The 15,373-nt window shown below is 56.7% G+C and carries 18 protein-coding genes; 7 read left to right on the top strand and 11 right to left on the bottom strand.

What is annotated here, in order from left to right:
- Positions 1 to 2: 2 nt before the first annotated feature.
- Together VRY85_RS13020 and VRY85_RS13015 are read right to left on the bottom strand one after the other, a co-directional pair.
- Positions 3 to 752 carry an SDR family oxidoreductase gene (locus VRY85_RS13020; protein ID WP_414599030.1) on the bottom strand — a complete coding sequence of 250 codons (750 nt, stop codon included), beginning with the start codon at positions 750 to 752 and terminating at the stop codon, positions 3 to 5.
- Positions 753 to 890: 138 nt separating this feature from the next.
- Positions 891 to 1,328: a CopD family copper resistance protein gene (locus VRY85_RS13015; RefSeq protein WP_414599029.1), complete on the bottom strand. Its 438-nt coding sequence runs from the start codon at positions 1,326 to 1,328 to the stop codon at positions 891 to 893.
- 149 nt (positions 1,329 to 1,477) lie between these two features.
- Here VRY85_RS13015 and ilvD point away from each other — a divergent pair, with 149 nt between their 5' ends.
- Entirely contained in the window at positions 1,478 to 3,163 is a 1,686-nt protein-coding gene (ilvD, locus tag VRY85_RS13010; RefSeq protein WP_414599028.1) for a dihydroxy-acid dehydratase, read from the top strand.
- A gap of 20 nt (positions 3,164 to 3,183) precedes the next feature.
- Positions 3,184 to 4,023 carry an ammonia-dependent NAD(+) synthetase gene (gene nadE, locus VRY85_RS13005; RefSeq protein ID WP_414599027.1) on the top strand — a complete coding sequence of 280 codons (840 nt, stop codon included), beginning with the start codon at positions 3,184 to 3,186 and terminating at the stop codon, positions 4,021 to 4,023.
- Positions 4,024 to 4,183: 160 nt separating this feature from the next.
- Here nadE and VRY85_RS13000 read toward each other — a convergent pair whose 3' ends face one another.
- On the bottom strand, positions 4,184 to 5,233 hold the full coding sequence (locus VRY85_RS13000) for a cytochrome-c peroxidase (protein ID WP_414599026.1): 1,050 nt from the start codon (positions 5,231 to 5,233) through the stop codon (positions 4,184 to 4,186).
- A gap of 211 nt (positions 5,234 to 5,444) precedes the next feature.
- Positions 5,445 to 5,936 carry a CinA family protein gene (locus VRY85_RS12995; protein WP_414599025.1) on the bottom strand — a complete coding sequence of 164 codons (492 nt, stop codon included), beginning with the start codon at positions 5,934 to 5,936 and terminating at the stop codon, positions 5,445 to 5,447.
- Between the two features lie 145 nt (positions 5,937 to 6,081).
- Here VRY85_RS12995 and VRY85_RS12990 point away from each other — a divergent pair, with 145 nt between their 5' ends.
- Both VRY85_RS12990 and VRY85_RS12985 read left to right on the top strand, forming a co-directional pair.
- Complete coding sequence (locus VRY85_RS12990) at positions 6,082 to 6,429, top strand: hypothetical protein (RefSeq protein WP_414599024.1); 348 nt, start codon at positions 6,082 to 6,084, stop codon at positions 6,427 to 6,429.
- An 89-nt stretch (positions 6,430 to 6,518) separates the two neighbouring features.
- On the top strand, positions 6,519 to 6,728 hold the full coding sequence (locus VRY85_RS12985) for a dodecin (RefSeq protein WP_414599023.1): 210 nt from the start codon (positions 6,519 to 6,521) through the stop codon (positions 6,726 to 6,728).
- Positions 6,729 to 6,793: 65 nt separating this feature from the next.
- Here the strand turns inward: VRY85_RS12985 and VRY85_RS12980 are convergent, their stop codons facing one another.
- Entirely contained in the window at positions 6,794 to 7,306 is a 513-nt protein-coding gene (locus VRY85_RS12980) for a lipocalin family protein (protein ID WP_414599022.1), read from the bottom strand.
- Between the two features lie 240 nt (positions 7,307 to 7,546).
- Positions 7,547 to 8,302 carry an SDR family oxidoreductase gene (locus VRY85_RS12975; protein WP_414599021.1) on the bottom strand — a complete coding sequence of 252 codons (756 nt, stop codon included), beginning with the start codon at positions 8,300 to 8,302 and terminating at the stop codon, positions 7,547 to 7,549.
- Between the two features lie 388 nt (positions 8,303 to 8,690).
- On the opposite strand from VRY85_RS12975, the gene VRY85_RS12970 reads away from it, so the two are divergent.
- The gene (locus VRY85_RS12970; protein WP_414599020.1) at positions 8,691 to 9,428 is read left to right on the top strand and encodes an FUSC family protein; all 738 of its coding nucleotides are present in this window, start codon (positions 8,691 to 8,693) and stop codon (positions 9,426 to 9,428) included.
- Between the two features lie 91 nt (positions 9,429 to 9,519).
- Here the strand turns inward: VRY85_RS12970 and VRY85_RS12965 are convergent, their stop codons facing one another.
- From VRY85_RS12965 to VRY85_RS12945, 5 genes are all read right to left on the bottom strand, one after another.
- On the bottom strand, positions 9,520 to 9,939 hold the full coding sequence (locus tag VRY85_RS12965) for an Hsp20/alpha crystallin family protein (RefSeq protein ID WP_414599019.1): 420 nt from the start codon (positions 9,937 to 9,939) through the stop codon (positions 9,520 to 9,522).
- A 160-nt stretch (positions 9,940 to 10,099) separates the two neighbouring features.
- Complete coding sequence (locus VRY85_RS12960; protein ID WP_414599018.1) at positions 10,100 to 11,356, bottom strand: DUF445 domain-containing protein; 1,257 nt, start codon at positions 11,354 to 11,356, stop codon at positions 10,100 to 10,102.
- Positions 11,357 to 11,364: 8 nt separating this feature from the next.
- Entirely contained in the window at positions 11,365 to 12,117 is a 753-nt protein-coding gene (locus tag VRY85_RS12955; protein ID WP_414599082.1) for an amino acid ABC transporter ATP-binding protein, read from the bottom strand.
- 37 nt (positions 12,118 to 12,154) lie between these two features.
- The gene (locus tag VRY85_RS12950) at positions 12,155 to 12,808 is read right to left on the bottom strand and encodes an amino acid ABC transporter permease (protein ID WP_414599017.1); all 654 of its coding nucleotides are present in this window, start codon (positions 12,806 to 12,808) and stop codon (positions 12,155 to 12,157) included.
- Positions 12,809 to 12,841: 33 nt separating this feature from the next.
- Positions 12,842 to 13,645, bottom strand: coding sequence for a transporter substrate-binding domain-containing protein (locus VRY85_RS12945; protein WP_414599016.1), 804 nt, complete (start codon positions 13,643 to 13,645; stop codon positions 12,842 to 12,844).
- Between the two features lie 321 nt (positions 13,646 to 13,966).
- Between VRY85_RS12945 and VRY85_RS12940 the strand changes: the two genes are divergently transcribed.
- Together VRY85_RS12940 and VRY85_RS12935 are read left to right on the top strand one after the other, a co-directional pair.
- The gene (locus VRY85_RS12940; protein ID WP_414599015.1) at positions 13,967 to 14,347 is read left to right on the top strand and encodes a cupin domain-containing protein; all 381 of its coding nucleotides are present in this window, start codon (positions 13,967 to 13,969) and stop codon (positions 14,345 to 14,347) included.
- 27 nt (positions 14,348 to 14,374) lie between these two features.
- On the top strand, positions 14,375 to 15,373 hold the full coding sequence (locus tag VRY85_RS12935; protein ID WP_414599014.1) for a Bug family tripartite tricarboxylate transporter substrate binding protein: 999 nt from the start codon (positions 14,375 to 14,377) through the stop codon (positions 15,371 to 15,373).

The raw sequence follows: 15,373 nt of genomic DNA, 5'->3' as shown, positions 1-15,373 counted from the left end.
GCTTAAAGCCCGCCCGCGCAATTCACAACGGTGCCTGTCAGGTAGGAGGCAGCGGGTGATAACAGCCACACCACGGTTTCGGCGATTTCTTCTGGCTGGGCCAGCCTGCCCATGGGGATGCGCGGAGCCACGCGCTGTGGCCGGTCTGGTTCGCCCGCCGTGGCGTGGATGTCGGTCAGGGTGGAGCCGGGTGATGCGGCACACACCCGAATGCCGTGTTCTGCGACTTCGCGCGCCAGACCCAGGGTGAAAGTCTCCACCGCTGCTTTGCTGGCAGCATAGTGAATGTATTCGTGCGGGCTGCCGGTGCGGGCGGCAACCGACGAAATATTCACGATCACGCCCGGTATGCCGTTTTTCTGGAAGCGTTCCACGGCCTGACGGCAGCATTCCATGGTGCCGAAGACATTCACGCGAAACACGTGTTCAATGGTGGCGTTGTCGGTGTTGGTAAAGGGGCCGATCGGGCCGGTAACGCCGCTGTTGTTCACCAAAGCGGTGATGGCGCCCAGCTGTTCTTCAGCCTGCACAAACATGCGATAGATGTCTGCCGGTCTGGCGACATCGCCTTGGATGACCGCTGCTTTGCGCCCGCGCCTGCGTACTGCGTCCGCAACTTGCTGCGCGGCGGCTTCATTCTGTACATAGCTGATGGCGACATCGAAGCCGTCGCGTGCAGCAAGAATCGCAGTGGCTGCGCCAATACCGCGGCTGGCGCCCGTAATCAGGACTACAGGGTTTGCTTCTGCCATACTGCCTCCCAAAACGGTGATGCGGATTGTGGTTCATTATGACGCATTTAGCCGTCCTGTATAAGCGTGGATGACTTCGCAACATCGCGGGGTAGGCGCGGGGGCAACGGCCGGTATGCGTATTAGACAAAATGGACACTAACCTGCATAGAACATCAGTTTGGCAAGCAGTACGATGGCTACCACGTGAATGAATACGCTGATATGGATGCGCTGTGAGGCACGTGAGCGCAGGCGCCCCATGCGATGCAATGCCATGGCTGTCAGGAAATGGCCGAACACACTTAACGCCAGCAATATCTTTATAGACAGTAGCAGCCCGAAGCTGGATGCCATGGGAGCCGCCAGTGCCTGGCGATGAAACCAGGACAGCCCGAAGCCCGCACCAAAAAGCAGCAACAACACCCAAGGCATGATGGCACGGGCGCGGGTGCCGATTGCCCCTTCCACGCTGCGCATGGCTTCCTTGGGAACATGTTTGCGAACGTTTTCGAGCATGATGACTTCGAAAAAAACGGTGCCGACAAACATGATTGCGGCAAAAAGATGCAGAATGACAAGTAGAGGGTAGGACATAGGGAGCAGGGTCGGATGGGATAACGATATTCCCATGATTGTGAACCCAGAATCCTTGATGTGCCTTAATATTTCATTCAAGACAGGCCCAATAACACTTTGCAGGCCGCTCTGTTTGCGGCCCGCAATACTCAGGCGGAGACGACACGATGAGCATTTCAAAGCGCAGGCGTTCAGCAAATATCGTGGAGGGCGCAGAACGGGCCCCTAACCGGTCCATGTACTACGGTCTGGGTTACACCGAGGCCGATTTCTCCAAGCCCATGGTGGGCATCGCCAACGGTCACAGCACAATCACGCCATGCAACAGCGGTTTGCAGAAGTTGGCCGATGCGGCCGTCCAAGCTATTCAGCAAGCGGGTGGCAACCCTCAGGTTTTCGGCACCCCAACCATTTCCGATGGCATGTCCATGGGCACCGAAGGAATGAAGTATTCGTTGGTGTCGCGTGAAGTGATTGCCGATTGCGTCGAGACTTGCGTGCAGGGCCAGTGGATGGACGGCGTGTTAGTCATAGGCGGTTGCGATAAAAACATGCCCGGCGGAATGATGGGCATATTGCGGGCCAACGTGCCGGCCATTTATGTGTATGGGGGCACCATCATGCCGGGCCGCCTGAACGGCAACGATCTCAACATCGTCAGTGTGTTCGAAGCCGTAGGTGAACATGCGGCGGGCCGCTTGAGCGATAGCGGGCTTAAAGATATCGAGCGCCACGCGATTCCCGGCCCCGGCTCGTGTGGCGGCATGTATTCGGCCAACACCATGAGCGCTGCCTTTGAAGCCATGGGCATGAGTCTGCCGTATTCATCCAGCATGGCCAATATCCACGACGAGAAAACCGCGTCTGCGGCGGAGTCCGCCCGCGTGTTGTTGCAGGCCATTGAACGCGATCTCAAACCGCGTGACATCATTACCCGCGAAGCCATTGAAAATGCCGTGGCCGTCGTTATGGCAGTGGGCGGTTCCACGAATGCGGTATTGCACATCCTGGCGATTGCGCACGCCGCGGATGTTGAATGGAGCATCGACGACTTCGAACGGGTGAGGCGCAAAGTGCCCGTTATCTGCGATCTTAAGCCCAGTGGCCATTACCTCACTGTCGACTTTCACCGTGCTGGTGGTGTACCGCAAGTTATGAAGCTGCTGCTGGCGGCTGGTTTGCTGCATGGCGACTGCATGACTATCACCGGGCGCACGATTGCCGAAACCCTGCGCGACATACCTGCAACGCCGCCGCAGGGGCAAGACGTCATTCGCCCACTGAGTCGCGCCTTGTATGCAGAAGGGCATCTGGCGATTTTGAAGGGTAATCTGGCGCCTGAAGGCTCTGTGGCCAAAATCACCGGCCTGAAAAACCCTGTTATGTCCGGCCCTGCACGGGTGTTTGATGACGAGCAGTCCGCCTTGAAAGCCATACTCGACGGGCGTATCCAGGCTGGAGATATCTTGGTGTTGCGTTATCTGGGCCCGCGCGGCGGGCCCGGCATGCCGGAAATGCTGGCGCCTACCAGCGCACTCATCGGTGCCGGGCTGGGCGATTCCGTGGGGCTGATTACTGATGGCCGGTTCTCCGGCGGCACTTGGGGCATGGTGGTGGGTCATGTCGCCCCTGAAGCGGCGGAAGGCGGTTGCATCGCCTTGGTGCAAGAAGGTGACCGCATCACTATTGACGCCCACCGCCAGGCCCTAGAATTGCATGTAGAGGATAATGAGCTCGCCCAGCGGCGGGCCGCATGGTCTGCGCCGCCCCCACGCTATACGCGGGGCGTACAGGCAAAGTTTGCCTTTAATGTCTCCAATGCCAGCACAGGCGCAGTTCTCGACCGTTTTTGATTTTTTCCAAGGAAAGTAAGGTGGCAACCCCTGAACAGCGCGCTCAGCAGCGCGACATCATTGAACAGCTTTATGTGAGCCCTACCTTCGATGCCGGTTCTGAAATCGAGCGCCGTAGTGAATTCCTGGCCAATCATCTGCAGTCCGCCGGTTTACGCACGCTGGTGCTGGGCATAAGTGGGGGGGTGGATTCTCTGGTTGGCGGGCTGTTGGCGCAGCGGGCGGCGGCGCTTTGCCGCGCGCGTGGCTACGAAGCTGCATTCATCGCCATGCGCCTCCCGTATGGCGAACAGGCCGATGAATCGGATGCACAGCTTAGCCTGCAAGTGATTCAGCCCGACGAAACGCTGATGGTCGATGTCAAACCCGCCAGTGATTCGATACTTGAGCAATGTTTGGCTGCGGGGCTGGAATTCCGTGATGCCGGCCATAGGGATTTCGTGCACGGCAATATCAAGGCGCGTCAGCGCATGGTGGCTCAATTTGCGGTGGCGGGCGCACGGCAAGGGCTGGTGGTAGGAACTGACCATGCAGCGGAAGCGCTGATGGGTTTTTTCACCAAGTTTGGTGACGGTGCGGCAGATGTCATGCCGCTTACCGGCCTGAACAAACGCAGGGTGCGTCGTTTGGCCGAATTTATGGGCGCCCCGCCGGAGCAAGTGTACAAAGTGCCTACAGCCGACCTTGAAAGCCTGAGCCCCCTGCAACCGGATGAACTGGCCCTGGGCGTGAGCTACGACGAAATCGACGACTTCCTCGAAGGGAAAGTGGTTTCGGATTCCGCCTACGAAGTTATTTTTTCTACGTTCCGCCGTACCGCGCACAAAAGGGCGATGCCGGCTTTTCCCGTTGTCGCCTGAGCATTTCCAAGCCTCGGCCTGAGAAGGCCGATTTTTAGCCGTTACGGTTTTGGCGACCGGGCAAAAACATGCCCCGCCAGCTGTAAAGCAGGCGGGGCATTGTTATCAGCACGTGTTCAGTATGACTTGTGGTGAACCACCACAAGTCATAACTGTACGCTTACATGCGCGAAGGCTTGGGCGTATTGGCAGTGCTGGCGGGCAGAGTGGGGTACTCCACCACGGGCTGATCACCGGTGAGGGTGTGCAGGAAGGCAGTGATGGCCTTGACTTCCTCTTCGTTCAGCTCGGTGCCCAGCTGGCTGGTGCCCATGAGGGCGACAGCTTCTTCCAGGCTCCAGACCTCGCCACTATGGAAGTAGGGCGCAGTCAGTGCAACGTTGCGCAGGGGCGCGGCACGGAACACGTATTCATCCGAAGCGGTGTTCGTGACGTCGAAGCGGCCACGGTCGCCCTCAGGCAGGATGTCGGCGCCGGGGCGCTTGACCAAGCCGAAGGGGTAGTAGTTCTGGCCACCGAAGTTCACACCGGAGTGGCAAGCAATACAGCCCTTGTCAATAAACAGGCGCAGACCGCCAAGTTCTTGCTCGTTGAGCGAGTTGCTGCCCAGCAGGAACTGGTCCATGCGCGAGTTAGGCGTGACCAGGGTGGACTCAAATGCTTCCAGAGCCTTGGCAACCGTGTCAAAGCTGACAGGCTGTTTTTCGTCTGGGAAAGCAGCTGTGAATTTTTCCACATAGGTGGGAATGCTGCGCAGAGTTTCTTCCACAAACTCGGGCGTAGCGTTCATTTCAACGCTGGCCTGAATCGGGCCCTTGGCCTGTTCCGCCAGGTCGGGTGCGCGGCCATCCCAGAATTGGGCGGCGTTGAACACTGCGTTCAGAACGGTGGGCGAGTTGCGAGGCCCGTGCTGCCAGCCATGCCCCACTGATGCTGGAATGTTGTCGGCACCGCCTGTACCTACGCTGTGGCAGGTGTTACAGGTGATGATGTGGCTCTTGGACAAGCGAGGTTCAAACCACAGCCAGCGGCCGAGCTCAATTTGTTCGGCAGTGAGGCCTTTTTCCTTGACGACGACATCAGCGGTTGGAATGGGCTTGAACAGGTTGTTGGCCAGCGCACGCAGATCTTCGACGCTGGAGTCGGCGGCCATGGCTGACGAACCCATCGCGAAGGCCGACAGTACGGCCACGGTGAGGCGTTTATACATACTTAATCCCCCTGTTACGGTAAAGGTTACTTACGGTGTTATATCATCATGCCGCGACTATTAGAGAGTTGATGCGAATCAAATATTTGGAGTGCGTCGGTCATTTTGAACGAGCTCCGGAGTGAATCTCTCAAGTACTTAAGTGCGTGTATGCCGTTCAGCGTAAAATGTAAGGTTCCGCTGTATCGGTACGCCCCTATCAGCACATGTATCAGTTGTGTTGGGTGTGATATTTCGGTATCTGCCGCAAGGCGAATTCTGCGCTTTGGCGGCGAATCTCTACCCGGTCTCCTTCAAACCTGCGCGTTGCTGAAAAAACCGCGACTCCCTCTGGCACGCTTTGCGACCTGAACGCCCAGGCAAAACACTGGGTTCCGGCAGGGACCTCATCGTCGGTATTGTCCACTACCCCTGTATTGGATACGGCTACGTTCGCCCGGCTGCGCGCTAACGCACCTAGCGCCATCTCGCGCGCCACGGGTTCACTCGTCAGGTTGTTTCGAAGAATAGTGAGCTCACTCACTTTCAGGCAACTGCGTTTCGATTGCTCAGAATAGGTAACGAAAGAGCAGTCCAGCAATGCCCCCGCGCCTGGCACGTCTGCCAAGGTGGCGGCGATTAACCCTGCTGTACATGATTCGGCGGTGGTCAGCAGCAACTTGTGCTCATGCATGTAGTCCGCTATTTGTTCTATGTCTTTCATCTTAGCGTCTCCAGAAGGTGGTTGCGGGAGGTGCGCTGATGAGGCAAGTGGCGGGCCATCTTCCGTGCCGGGCGTGCCGTCTGGGTGTGTATAACGTTACAGGTATGGAGCTTGCTTGAGGTAGATATCAACAAGGAGCTCAACCATGAACCGTTTCAGCAAACTCCAAGCTGCCAGCTTGGTGTGTTTTGGCATAGTGTCAGTGGCGGGCGCGCAAACATCGCCCTCTTCTCCAGATTCCACTTCCAACCCGGCTAAGCAACAGCGATCTACAGAATTTGAGCACCCCATGCTCGAAAAGCGTAGCGGTCACGACATGCGCCGCACGCCAGATCAAGGCCCGAGGATAGAGCGGCGCGGCGGGCAGGAGATATTGCGGGATGGCGAGATTCAGCGTAATACTGTTCCAGAGGGTAGCGACCGTGCACCTGCGCAAAAGCCTGTCCCTTCAGTGCCAAGCGAGGTAAGGCAACCTGTAGAAAAGACACAGTAGGTGGCGCCTGTTGTGCAGGCGCAGCTTCGGTTGATACGACCCTGCCGTCTGGTTGCTGCTTGGTCTAGTGACGTTTAAAGGAGCGTTTTATGAATAATCATGTGTACAAGAGTGTAGAGCTGACCGGCTCTTCCACAACAAGCATTGAGGATGCCGTCAACACAGCGATTGCGCGTGCCAGCAATACGCTACGGAATATCAACTGGTTTGAAGTGGTGGAAACACGGGGGCATGTCAAGGAAGGCAAGGTGGCCTATTGGCAGGTCACCATCAAGGTGGGGTTCACACTCGACGAGTGATGAAACAGCCACGGCAGTGGCCGTTTGCGAGGCCACTGCCTGAAAAAATGCGTGTTGCCCGGGTGTTAGCCTGTTTCCCCGGTGCGCAGCACCCGGTTTACACAAAAGCCCAGTTGGGCGGCGTAGCGCAGCATTTTCTGTAACGCCAGACGGTCTGGGGTGCGGCTGCGGCCTAACATCCACAGGCAGCGTCGATCTGAGGTGCCGATCATGGCGTGCAGATAGTCGGGATCTACATAGAGTATCCAGTGGTCGCGCCATACGGATGAGGGCGCGGACAGCCAATCTGAGCTGAAACGGATTTCAAGCTTGGCAGGGTCAATGCCGTGATCCCGTTGCACAGGGCGAACTTCCCCCCGCGCTTCGAGGATCTGACATTCTGAGTTTGAACAGCTGAAATGCACGGACAAAGTGTCGCCTTCGTGCCAGGTATATTCGGCAGTCACTTCACCTGTGCAGTCCATCTGATAATCGTTGGGCAGCCGTGCATATTCGTACCAGAGGCCCGCATACCTGCGCAGGTCAAGGTCGGGATGCGTTAAAAGTTGTGATTCCTGTTTAGTCGCCAGCAACCGCATACAAACCTCCTATGTGTCACGCCCACCGGGGTGGGGTGCTCGCGTGCCCTAGCGGGAACGCTGTTGGCGCCGTATGAAGACTGCCTCGCTTAGCCTCGCCATGGGTGGCGAGGTGTGCGCATAGGCGCGGGGTCTCGTGTGTGGTGTGGGCAAGGGCAAATTTCATTCCTGCAAGTGCCCTGCATACACCTTTTTTATGAGTGGTTTTTGTTCAGTATATTACCCGCGCCCGCTAAATGGTTACCCGCGTCCGATAAATGGCATTTTTGTTGCCATGACCGTCATGAATTGGACATTGGCGTCCAAGGGGAGGCCGGCCATGTACACAACGGCTTGGGCCACATGTTGCACGTCCATGACGGGTTCGGGGCGCGTTGTGCCGTCGGCCTGCAGAATGCCACTACGCATCATGTCTGTCATATCGCTGGCTGCATTGCCAATGTCGATTTGACCGCAGGCGATGTCGTAAGCACGGCCATCCAGCGAAGTGGCTTTTGTCAGCCCGGTTACGGCATGTTTGGTCGTGGTGTAGCAGGTGGCTTGTGGGCGAGGGGCATAGGCCGAAATGGAGCCGTTGTTAATGATGCGCCCCCCACGTGGCTGTTGGGCCTTCATCACACGGAACGCCCCTTGGGTACATAGAAAGTAGCCGGTCAAGTTCACATCCAATGCCGCCTTCCAGTGTTCGTAGGGAATATCTTCGATGCTGGCGGCCTTGGTAAAAATGCCGGCATTGTTGAAAAGCAGGTCGAGTCGGCCGAATTCGCTGGTGATGCGCGTGAACAGGCGCTCGACGCTTTGTGGGTCGCCGACATCTGTGGATTGCACCAGGCAGCGGACGCCGAACTGGCTGCCCTCATGGGCTGTTTCTTCCAGCGCGGCCAGGCGGCGCCCGGCCAGGGCAACGTGAAAGCCTTCTTTCATCAGCGCCAGGGCGACGTGTTTTCCAATGCCTGAACCAGCGCCTGTGACCAGGGCGAATTTTTCTTCGCTCATATCTCTGCTTCTCCTTCTTTTGTGGGTGGGACTACTTTAACCCCTGTTCAATGACGATAGAATCAGTGTGTGAAGAAGCTCGTGCCGTATTCAGAATTTGCCTCGCTTGACCCCGACCTGCAGGCTGGGGCTTGCACACAGGCGCGTGGTCATGAAAATAAAACCATCACAACCTATTCTCCCGACACCCTCCGGTGCCCGTAACAAACGTGCAGCACGCGCGCGTGCTCTGAAGGCCCGACGTGTCACGGCGCGGCGGCTGCTTGCTCCCGAGCATTTTCAAGCGAGCCTGCGCCTTAACCCTCAGCCTTCGCTCTGGATGAGCTCTATAGCGGGGTTGTAGGCGGCGCTGGCTGTTCTGACGGCCGTTGTATTGTTACGCCATTCGATGTGGCCGCATCTAGTGGGGTTTGCCGCATTGGGTGCGCTGGCGGCTTTATTTGGCCGGTTTGCGCCTCTGCTTAAGCGTCATGGCATTGTCTGGATATGTGCTGTGATGTTGACTGGCGCTGTGTTTGTCACGTTCCTTGCGTCATGGCAAGGCACGCCGGCCTTTGTCGCCGTGCTGATGGTGGCCTGTGTGGCGGGTGTCGCTACGATGGGCTTTAGCTACTGGAAGCTGGGCGGGCCGGGGGCTGTCATTATTGTGTTTGCCGCCGGCGCCGCAGCGCTGATTGCGTATGCGGCGGGCTGGAATCACCCTTCTTGGGCAGCAATCGGTGCGGTTGCTGTGATGCAAGGCGCACATCTGCACATTACGCTGCACCGGGCGTTGCAACGTATGGCCAGCACTTTGGTGGGGGCGCTAATCGTGTGGTTCATACTGGAATCTCAGCCGCCTTTCTGGGCGATTGTGGGAATGGTTGTGATTTTTCAGTTCATCACAGAAGTCGTCATTGGCTACAACTACGCCCTGGGGCAGATTGCTACTACACCGATGGCGTTGCTCATGACCTACCTAGCAGCGCCCGTTGCCGATGCAACTCAAATGTCTGTGGAGAGGGTGTTCGACACCATGCTCGGCGCCATTCTAGGTATTGTCTTTGCCGTGGTTTTTTCCACTTGGGATGATCGCCGCTATTTGGCGCGGTTGCAGCGTGAGCAGCGGGCTGGGGGCCGTAAATAAAGAAAAAAAGCCACGCATGATGTATGCGTGGCTTTACATCGACGGCAATCTCAACCTTACGAGCAGGTTCGCAAGGACGGGTGGCTGCCTTTTATTCGATGGTCAGGCGCTTGGCTTGTGCAGGCGCTTTTTTCGGCAATGTCAGTTCCAGAACGCCATCTTTGAACTTGGCTGAAGCGCGGGCCTCGTCGACTTCCTGACCCAGCTGGAAGCTGCGGGAAACCTTGCCAAAATAGCGTTCTGTGCGCAATACGCGCTCACCATCGCGAGTTTCTTTTTCCTGTTTGCGCTCAGCGCTGATGGATACCAGTTGGCCGTCGATATTGACATGGATGTCATCTTTGGCAACGCCGGGCAATTCTGCCGAGACGGCATAGTGGTCGGCATTTTCTTTTACATCCACGCGCATTTCAGGCGCTTGGGTTGATACATCAAAATCGAAGTCTACTGGGCGAACAAAGAAGCCACGCAGAAGATCGGAGAAAGGATCGCGGCGAACAATGTCATTCATAGGTTGCTCCTTGATAGTCGGTTACGCAGACAGTTCCATTTGGATGTCTGACTTTGATATTTCAGATAAGGGCGCAACACAGGGTTTCAAGGGCTGTTTTTGAAATTATTGATTTGTATCAAACGCTTAGCGGCATTCTGGCGTGTGCGGTTGGAGCGTTTTACAGATAGCGGGAAACGGCGTGAATGATCAGCCCCACCAGGCCACCTACGATTGCGCCATTGATGCGTATGTATTGGAGTTCAGTGCCGATATTTAGTTCTAGTTTTTCCACCAGTTCACTTTCATTCCATTCTTTCATCTTCTCGGCGATGAACTGACTCAGGCGGTGGCGGTAACGGTCTGCCCACTTGGGTGCTTGTTCGCGAATACGCTGGTTCACCCATTCACGCATGGCTTCATCGTGCTCTAGCACTTCACCAAAACGGCTGATCTGCTTAGATAGGAAGGCTTCTAGCCGCGAATGCTCTGCGTTCAGATCTGCGAACGCAGCGTCGCGCCATTCGCGCCAAACATTGTCAACGTAGCGGTAGAGGGCAGGGTGCTGGGCCAGTTTCTGCGTGAGTTGTTCGAGGCGCCAGCGATAGTCGGGGTCGGTCTGTAGCTTGAGGATGAATTCCTGAAGCCAGTCTTCGAAGTGCTGACGTAGCGGGTGGTCCGGGTTTTGTTCTACCTCTTCCAGTAGATCAGCCAGAGTACGGGCAGTGAATTCCCCCCCTTTTGTGCCCACCCAATGCTTCAGCCGCTGGAAATAGAAGGGCAGCTTCTCTGCGAAGATATCGTTCAGGGACTGCTGCAATTCCGGCCGCTTGAGCTGCCCTGCGCCGTAGCGTAGCAGCAGGTCAAGGACTTCCTGGTGGCGGCCACTGCGGGTCAGGCTGGCGAGAATACGGCCTGTTAGTGCGGCTAAGTCGGTACTTAGCACATGGCGCGAAACGCTGCGTTGCAAGTAGGTACGTACTTCGTTTTCGTTGAGTAGCCCGCCAGCGTTACGCAAGCCGTTGCGCAACCATGCGGCGACGCGTTCAGCGTTGTCGGCATTGCGCAACCAGTGGGCCGCGCGCATGGCCGGGTCCACGTTATCAATTACATGGATGATGCGTTCGTTCGAGAAGAATTCGCCTTGGATGAATTCCCCCAGGTTGTCGGCAATGCGGTCCTTTTTGCGGGGGATGATGGCCGTGTGGGGCAGGCGCTTGAGGCCCAGCGGGTGGCGAAAGAGGGCCACCACGGCATACCAGTCGGCCAGCGCACCGACCATGGCGGCTTCGGAAAACGCGGCGACCCAGGCCAGGGAAGCGTGTAAATGACCGTAATGTGTGGCGAGTACGTAGATGACTGCGAAGAGCGCCAGGAGGCCGGTGGCGCGGCGGCGGGCGTTGCGGAGTTTGCGGCGCTTGAGTTCAGTGTCCGCCATAGCCGTTGTTACAGCATTTGGCCCAGGAACGCGCGAGTACGTTCATGCTTGGGGGCGCGGAAGAATTCTGCGGATTCCGCAGTTTCCACTATGCGGCCATTGTCCATAAAGATCACCCGGTGGGCCACTTCGCGGGCAAACCCCATTTCGTGCGTGACAACCAGCATGGTCATGTGTTCTTCCGCCAGTTGGCGCATGGTGCGCAGCACTTCCACGGTCAGTTCGGGGTCGAGCGCCGAAGTGGGCTCATCGAACAGCATGATGTCCGGCTCCATGGCCAGAGCGCGGGCAATGGCCACACGCTGCTTCTGGCCGCCTGACAGCCTGCCTGGGTAGTTGTCGCGTTTCGCCAGCAAGCCAACTTTCTGCAGTAAGGCATCGGCCTTCGGAATGGCGACGCTTTTGGGCTGACGCTTAACGGTGATGGGCGCTTCAATGATGTTTTGCAGCACCGTCATGTGTGGAAACAGGTTGAATGACTGGAACACCATACCCATTTTGCGGCAGATGCGGCGCACTTCTGAATCGCTCACATAGCGGCTGGGGCCGGACTCAACGGCAGTGGCCAGCGGCTCGCCTTCTACGGTGATGCTGCCGCCATCAATGACTTCCAGGTGGTTCAGGCAGCGTAAAAACGTGCTTTTTCCCGAGCCCGACGGGCCGATGATGGCGACAACTTCGCCCTTGCGTAACGTGAGAGATACGCCATCGAGTACAAGGTTGCTGCCGAAGGACTTAGTAATGCCGTCGGCTTCGATCATGATTTCGCGCGTGTCGGCCACAGCGGGGGCGACCGCGTTATTCATCGAATTTGGCATAGCGTTTTTCCATGCGCTGGAAGAACCAGGTGAGCACCAGCGTCATGGCAAGGTAAAAAATGGCGGCGACCAGAAACGGGGTGGTGGTGAAGTCGCGCTGCACGATTCCGCGCGCTGTGCGCAGAATATCATTCAGTGCCAATACGTAAATAAGGGAGGTGTCCTTCACCAGTGTAATGGTTTCATTGCTCATGGGCGGCAAAACGTTGCGCACCATTTGCGGCAGCACAATACGCCGCAGGGTCTGCAGGTAGTTCAGGCCCAGCACCTTGCTGCCTTCGTATTGGCCGCGATCCACCGACTGTATGCCGGCGCGGAAGATTTCGGCGAAATAAGCCGCATAGTTCAGTGCGAACGCCACTACGGCTGCGGGAAAATCCGGCAGCCGGATCCCAATGACCGGGACAAAGGGCAGGGCGAAATACACGAACAGCAATTGCAGCATGAGCGGCGTGCCTCGCATCAGCCAGATATAGCCGTTGACGAGGTTGCTGAGTAGCCGCCAGCTTGAAAGGCGGGCGAGCGCAAGCGCCAGCCCCAGCGGGACAGAAAGAATCAAGGTGATGAAGAAGAGCGAAAGCGTGACTTTCGCGCCATCTGCCATCGGCCCGATCAGGGAAAGAGCGTAATCCATGCTGAGGCGGCGGGTATGCGTTAGCTGTCGTGCTTATTTGATGATGTCGGCGCCAAACCATTGGGTGGCGATGCGGCCGGCGGAGCCGTCGGCTTTCATTTCATCAAGCACTTTATCCAGCTGAGCGTGCAGCTCGGTGTCTTCCAGGTGAACGCCTACACCGTAGTCTTCAGTACCGAAGTTTTCTTCCAGAATGCGGTATTCGCCTTCGCGCTTGTCGGCCAGGTAGCGACCCACGACTTCGTCCAGAACGACGGCGTGCAGGCGGCCGGCGGAAAGATCCATGAGGGCGGTGACGTTATCGCCGAAAGTCTTGAGCTCTTTGAAGCTTTCAAAGACTTCAGGTTCTTTCTTAATGGCGTCAACGGCGGTACTGCCTTCCTGAGCCCCCACGACTTGGCCAGCAAGGTCTGCCTTGGTCTGGATGTCGGACGCTTGAGCAACCACAATGATTTGGTGGTTGGACATGTAGGGCTTGGTGAACTTGATGTGCTTCTTGCGCTCTTCGGTGATGGTCAAGCCATTCCACAACACATCGACGCGCTTGCCATGCAGTTCAGCTTCCTTGGCGCTCCAGTCGATCGGCTTGAATTCAACTTCCAGGCCTAAGCGCTTGGTCGCTTCGCGGGCCAGGTCGATGTCAAAGCCTGTCAGCTGGTTCTTTTCGTCGCGAAAGCCCATGGGCGGGAAGTTGTCGTCCAGACCCACTACGATTTTGCGCACTTCTGCGGGAGCAGGCGCGGGGGCTTCAGCCGTTGCGGTGGTGTCGTTGCTTGGGCCGCAGGCAGTCAGCAGAACAGCGGCGGATGCCAGGAAAATACCAGTCAGTTTTTTCATCTCTTGAATGTGCAGCGCACGAAAAAAAAGCAGAGGGCGCCTGATGTTGCAGGCATGACAAAACGGGGTTCCGGTGTTTGGGAAGCCCCGCCGAACCAGCCACAAAAAAGTGGCCGAAGGGCCAATTATATCGGGCTGACGCAAGAGGCGTGTGGGCGTGTCATATGGATGGAATACTGTAGCGGTGCGCGGAGGTGGGAGCGGTCCGTGTAAATGGGGCCCAGATTCGTTGATTATTTCGGGTAAACACGGGTGTTCGATCATTTTTTACACGTTTATAAAGTATTTTTCATGCTTGTGAATTAAGTTTCAGGAGAAGGTATGTCCAGACCGTCTTGGATCGTGCGTGAGTCCGATGTTCCTGGTTATTCGCCCGCGAACCACAGTGGAACACTTAATCGGCGGCTTATCTCACCGGAGACGGTGGGCTCAAACCATTTGGAAGTGCTTGTCGGAACGATCGAGAAAGGGGAAGGGGCGTTACCCCATGCCCACCCTGGAATCGAGCAGGTTTGCTATTTGTTGGAGGGGACTGCCGTTGTGGAGGTAGAGGGGGAGCGGGGCCACATGGAGCCGGGAGACTGCTGCTTCTTTCCTGCAGACAAACAACATGTGTTCACGGTGACCAGTGACACCCCTGCACGACTACTAGTTATTTATTCGCCACCCTATGAGGAAAATCCTGAGCGCGTCATCAGGTGAAAACAGAAGATGAAAGGAGACAAATTAATGCACATAAGAAAAACATATTTCAACGCCTCGCGGTTGGGGCATGCGCTGTTAGCTAGCGCGCTAGCCACAGGGCTTGCACTGGGTATCACGCCTGCGCAGGCGGCATACCCCGAAAAGCCCATTACATTGATCGTCCCATTTCCAGCAGGCTCAGGAACAGATTCGGTAGGTCGTATCTTCGCTGAAGAATTAAGCAAGGAGCTGGGGCAGCCGATTGTTGTCGAGAACAAGCCTGGCGCTAACGCCACGATTGCTGCCAACCATGTCGCACGGGCCAAGCCCGATGGCTATACCTTGTTTGTCACAACCAATACGTCGCATTCCGCTGCACCATGGTTGATGAAGAATGTGAGCTATGACCCAGTCAAAGATTTCACACCTATCGCTCGTGGAGGAAATCTACCGTTCATCTTGGTGACTAACCCGGACCGACCATACAAAACCGTGAGTGAGCTTATAGAGCATGCTCGCGCCAACCCTGGCGAAATCACCTACGCTACCGGTAATAGCACGGGCATTGTGGCGGGTGGCAGGCTGGCAACGGCCACGGATACTTCAATGCTCCACGTGCCTTATAAAGGCACACCGCAAGCGTTGACAGATCTAGTGGCGGGCGAGGTCGATTTCATGTTTACTGATCTCACATCGGGTACGCCTTTTGTAAATTCTGGTCGATTGCATGCAATGGCGGTATCCACTGCCGCGCGTAGTAATTTGCTGCCAGATCTGCCCTCCATGGAGGAAGCAGGAGTGACCGATTTCGATATCAACTCTTGGAATGGTTATTTCGGCCCGGCCGGTATGGACCCGGAAATCGTCAACACACTGAATGCTGCGATTAACAAGGTGGTCAATAACCCAGATACGAAGGCGCGCCTGGCAGAGCTGGGGTTCGATGCGTTTAGCGGCACGCCCGAGGAGTTCAGCACGTTCGTGAAGGAGCAGTATGAGCTTTGGGGGAAATGGATAAGAGAGGCCAATCTCTTACCTGAATAG

It is taken from the genome of Achromobacter sp. F4_2707, from assembly GCF_047501535.1.
GTDB lineage: Bacteria > Pseudomonadota > Gammaproteobacteria > Burkholderiales > Burkholderiaceae_B > Yanghanlia.
Note: the sequence above shows the minus strand (reverse complement) of the source record. Positions and strands in the feature narration are given on the sequence as shown.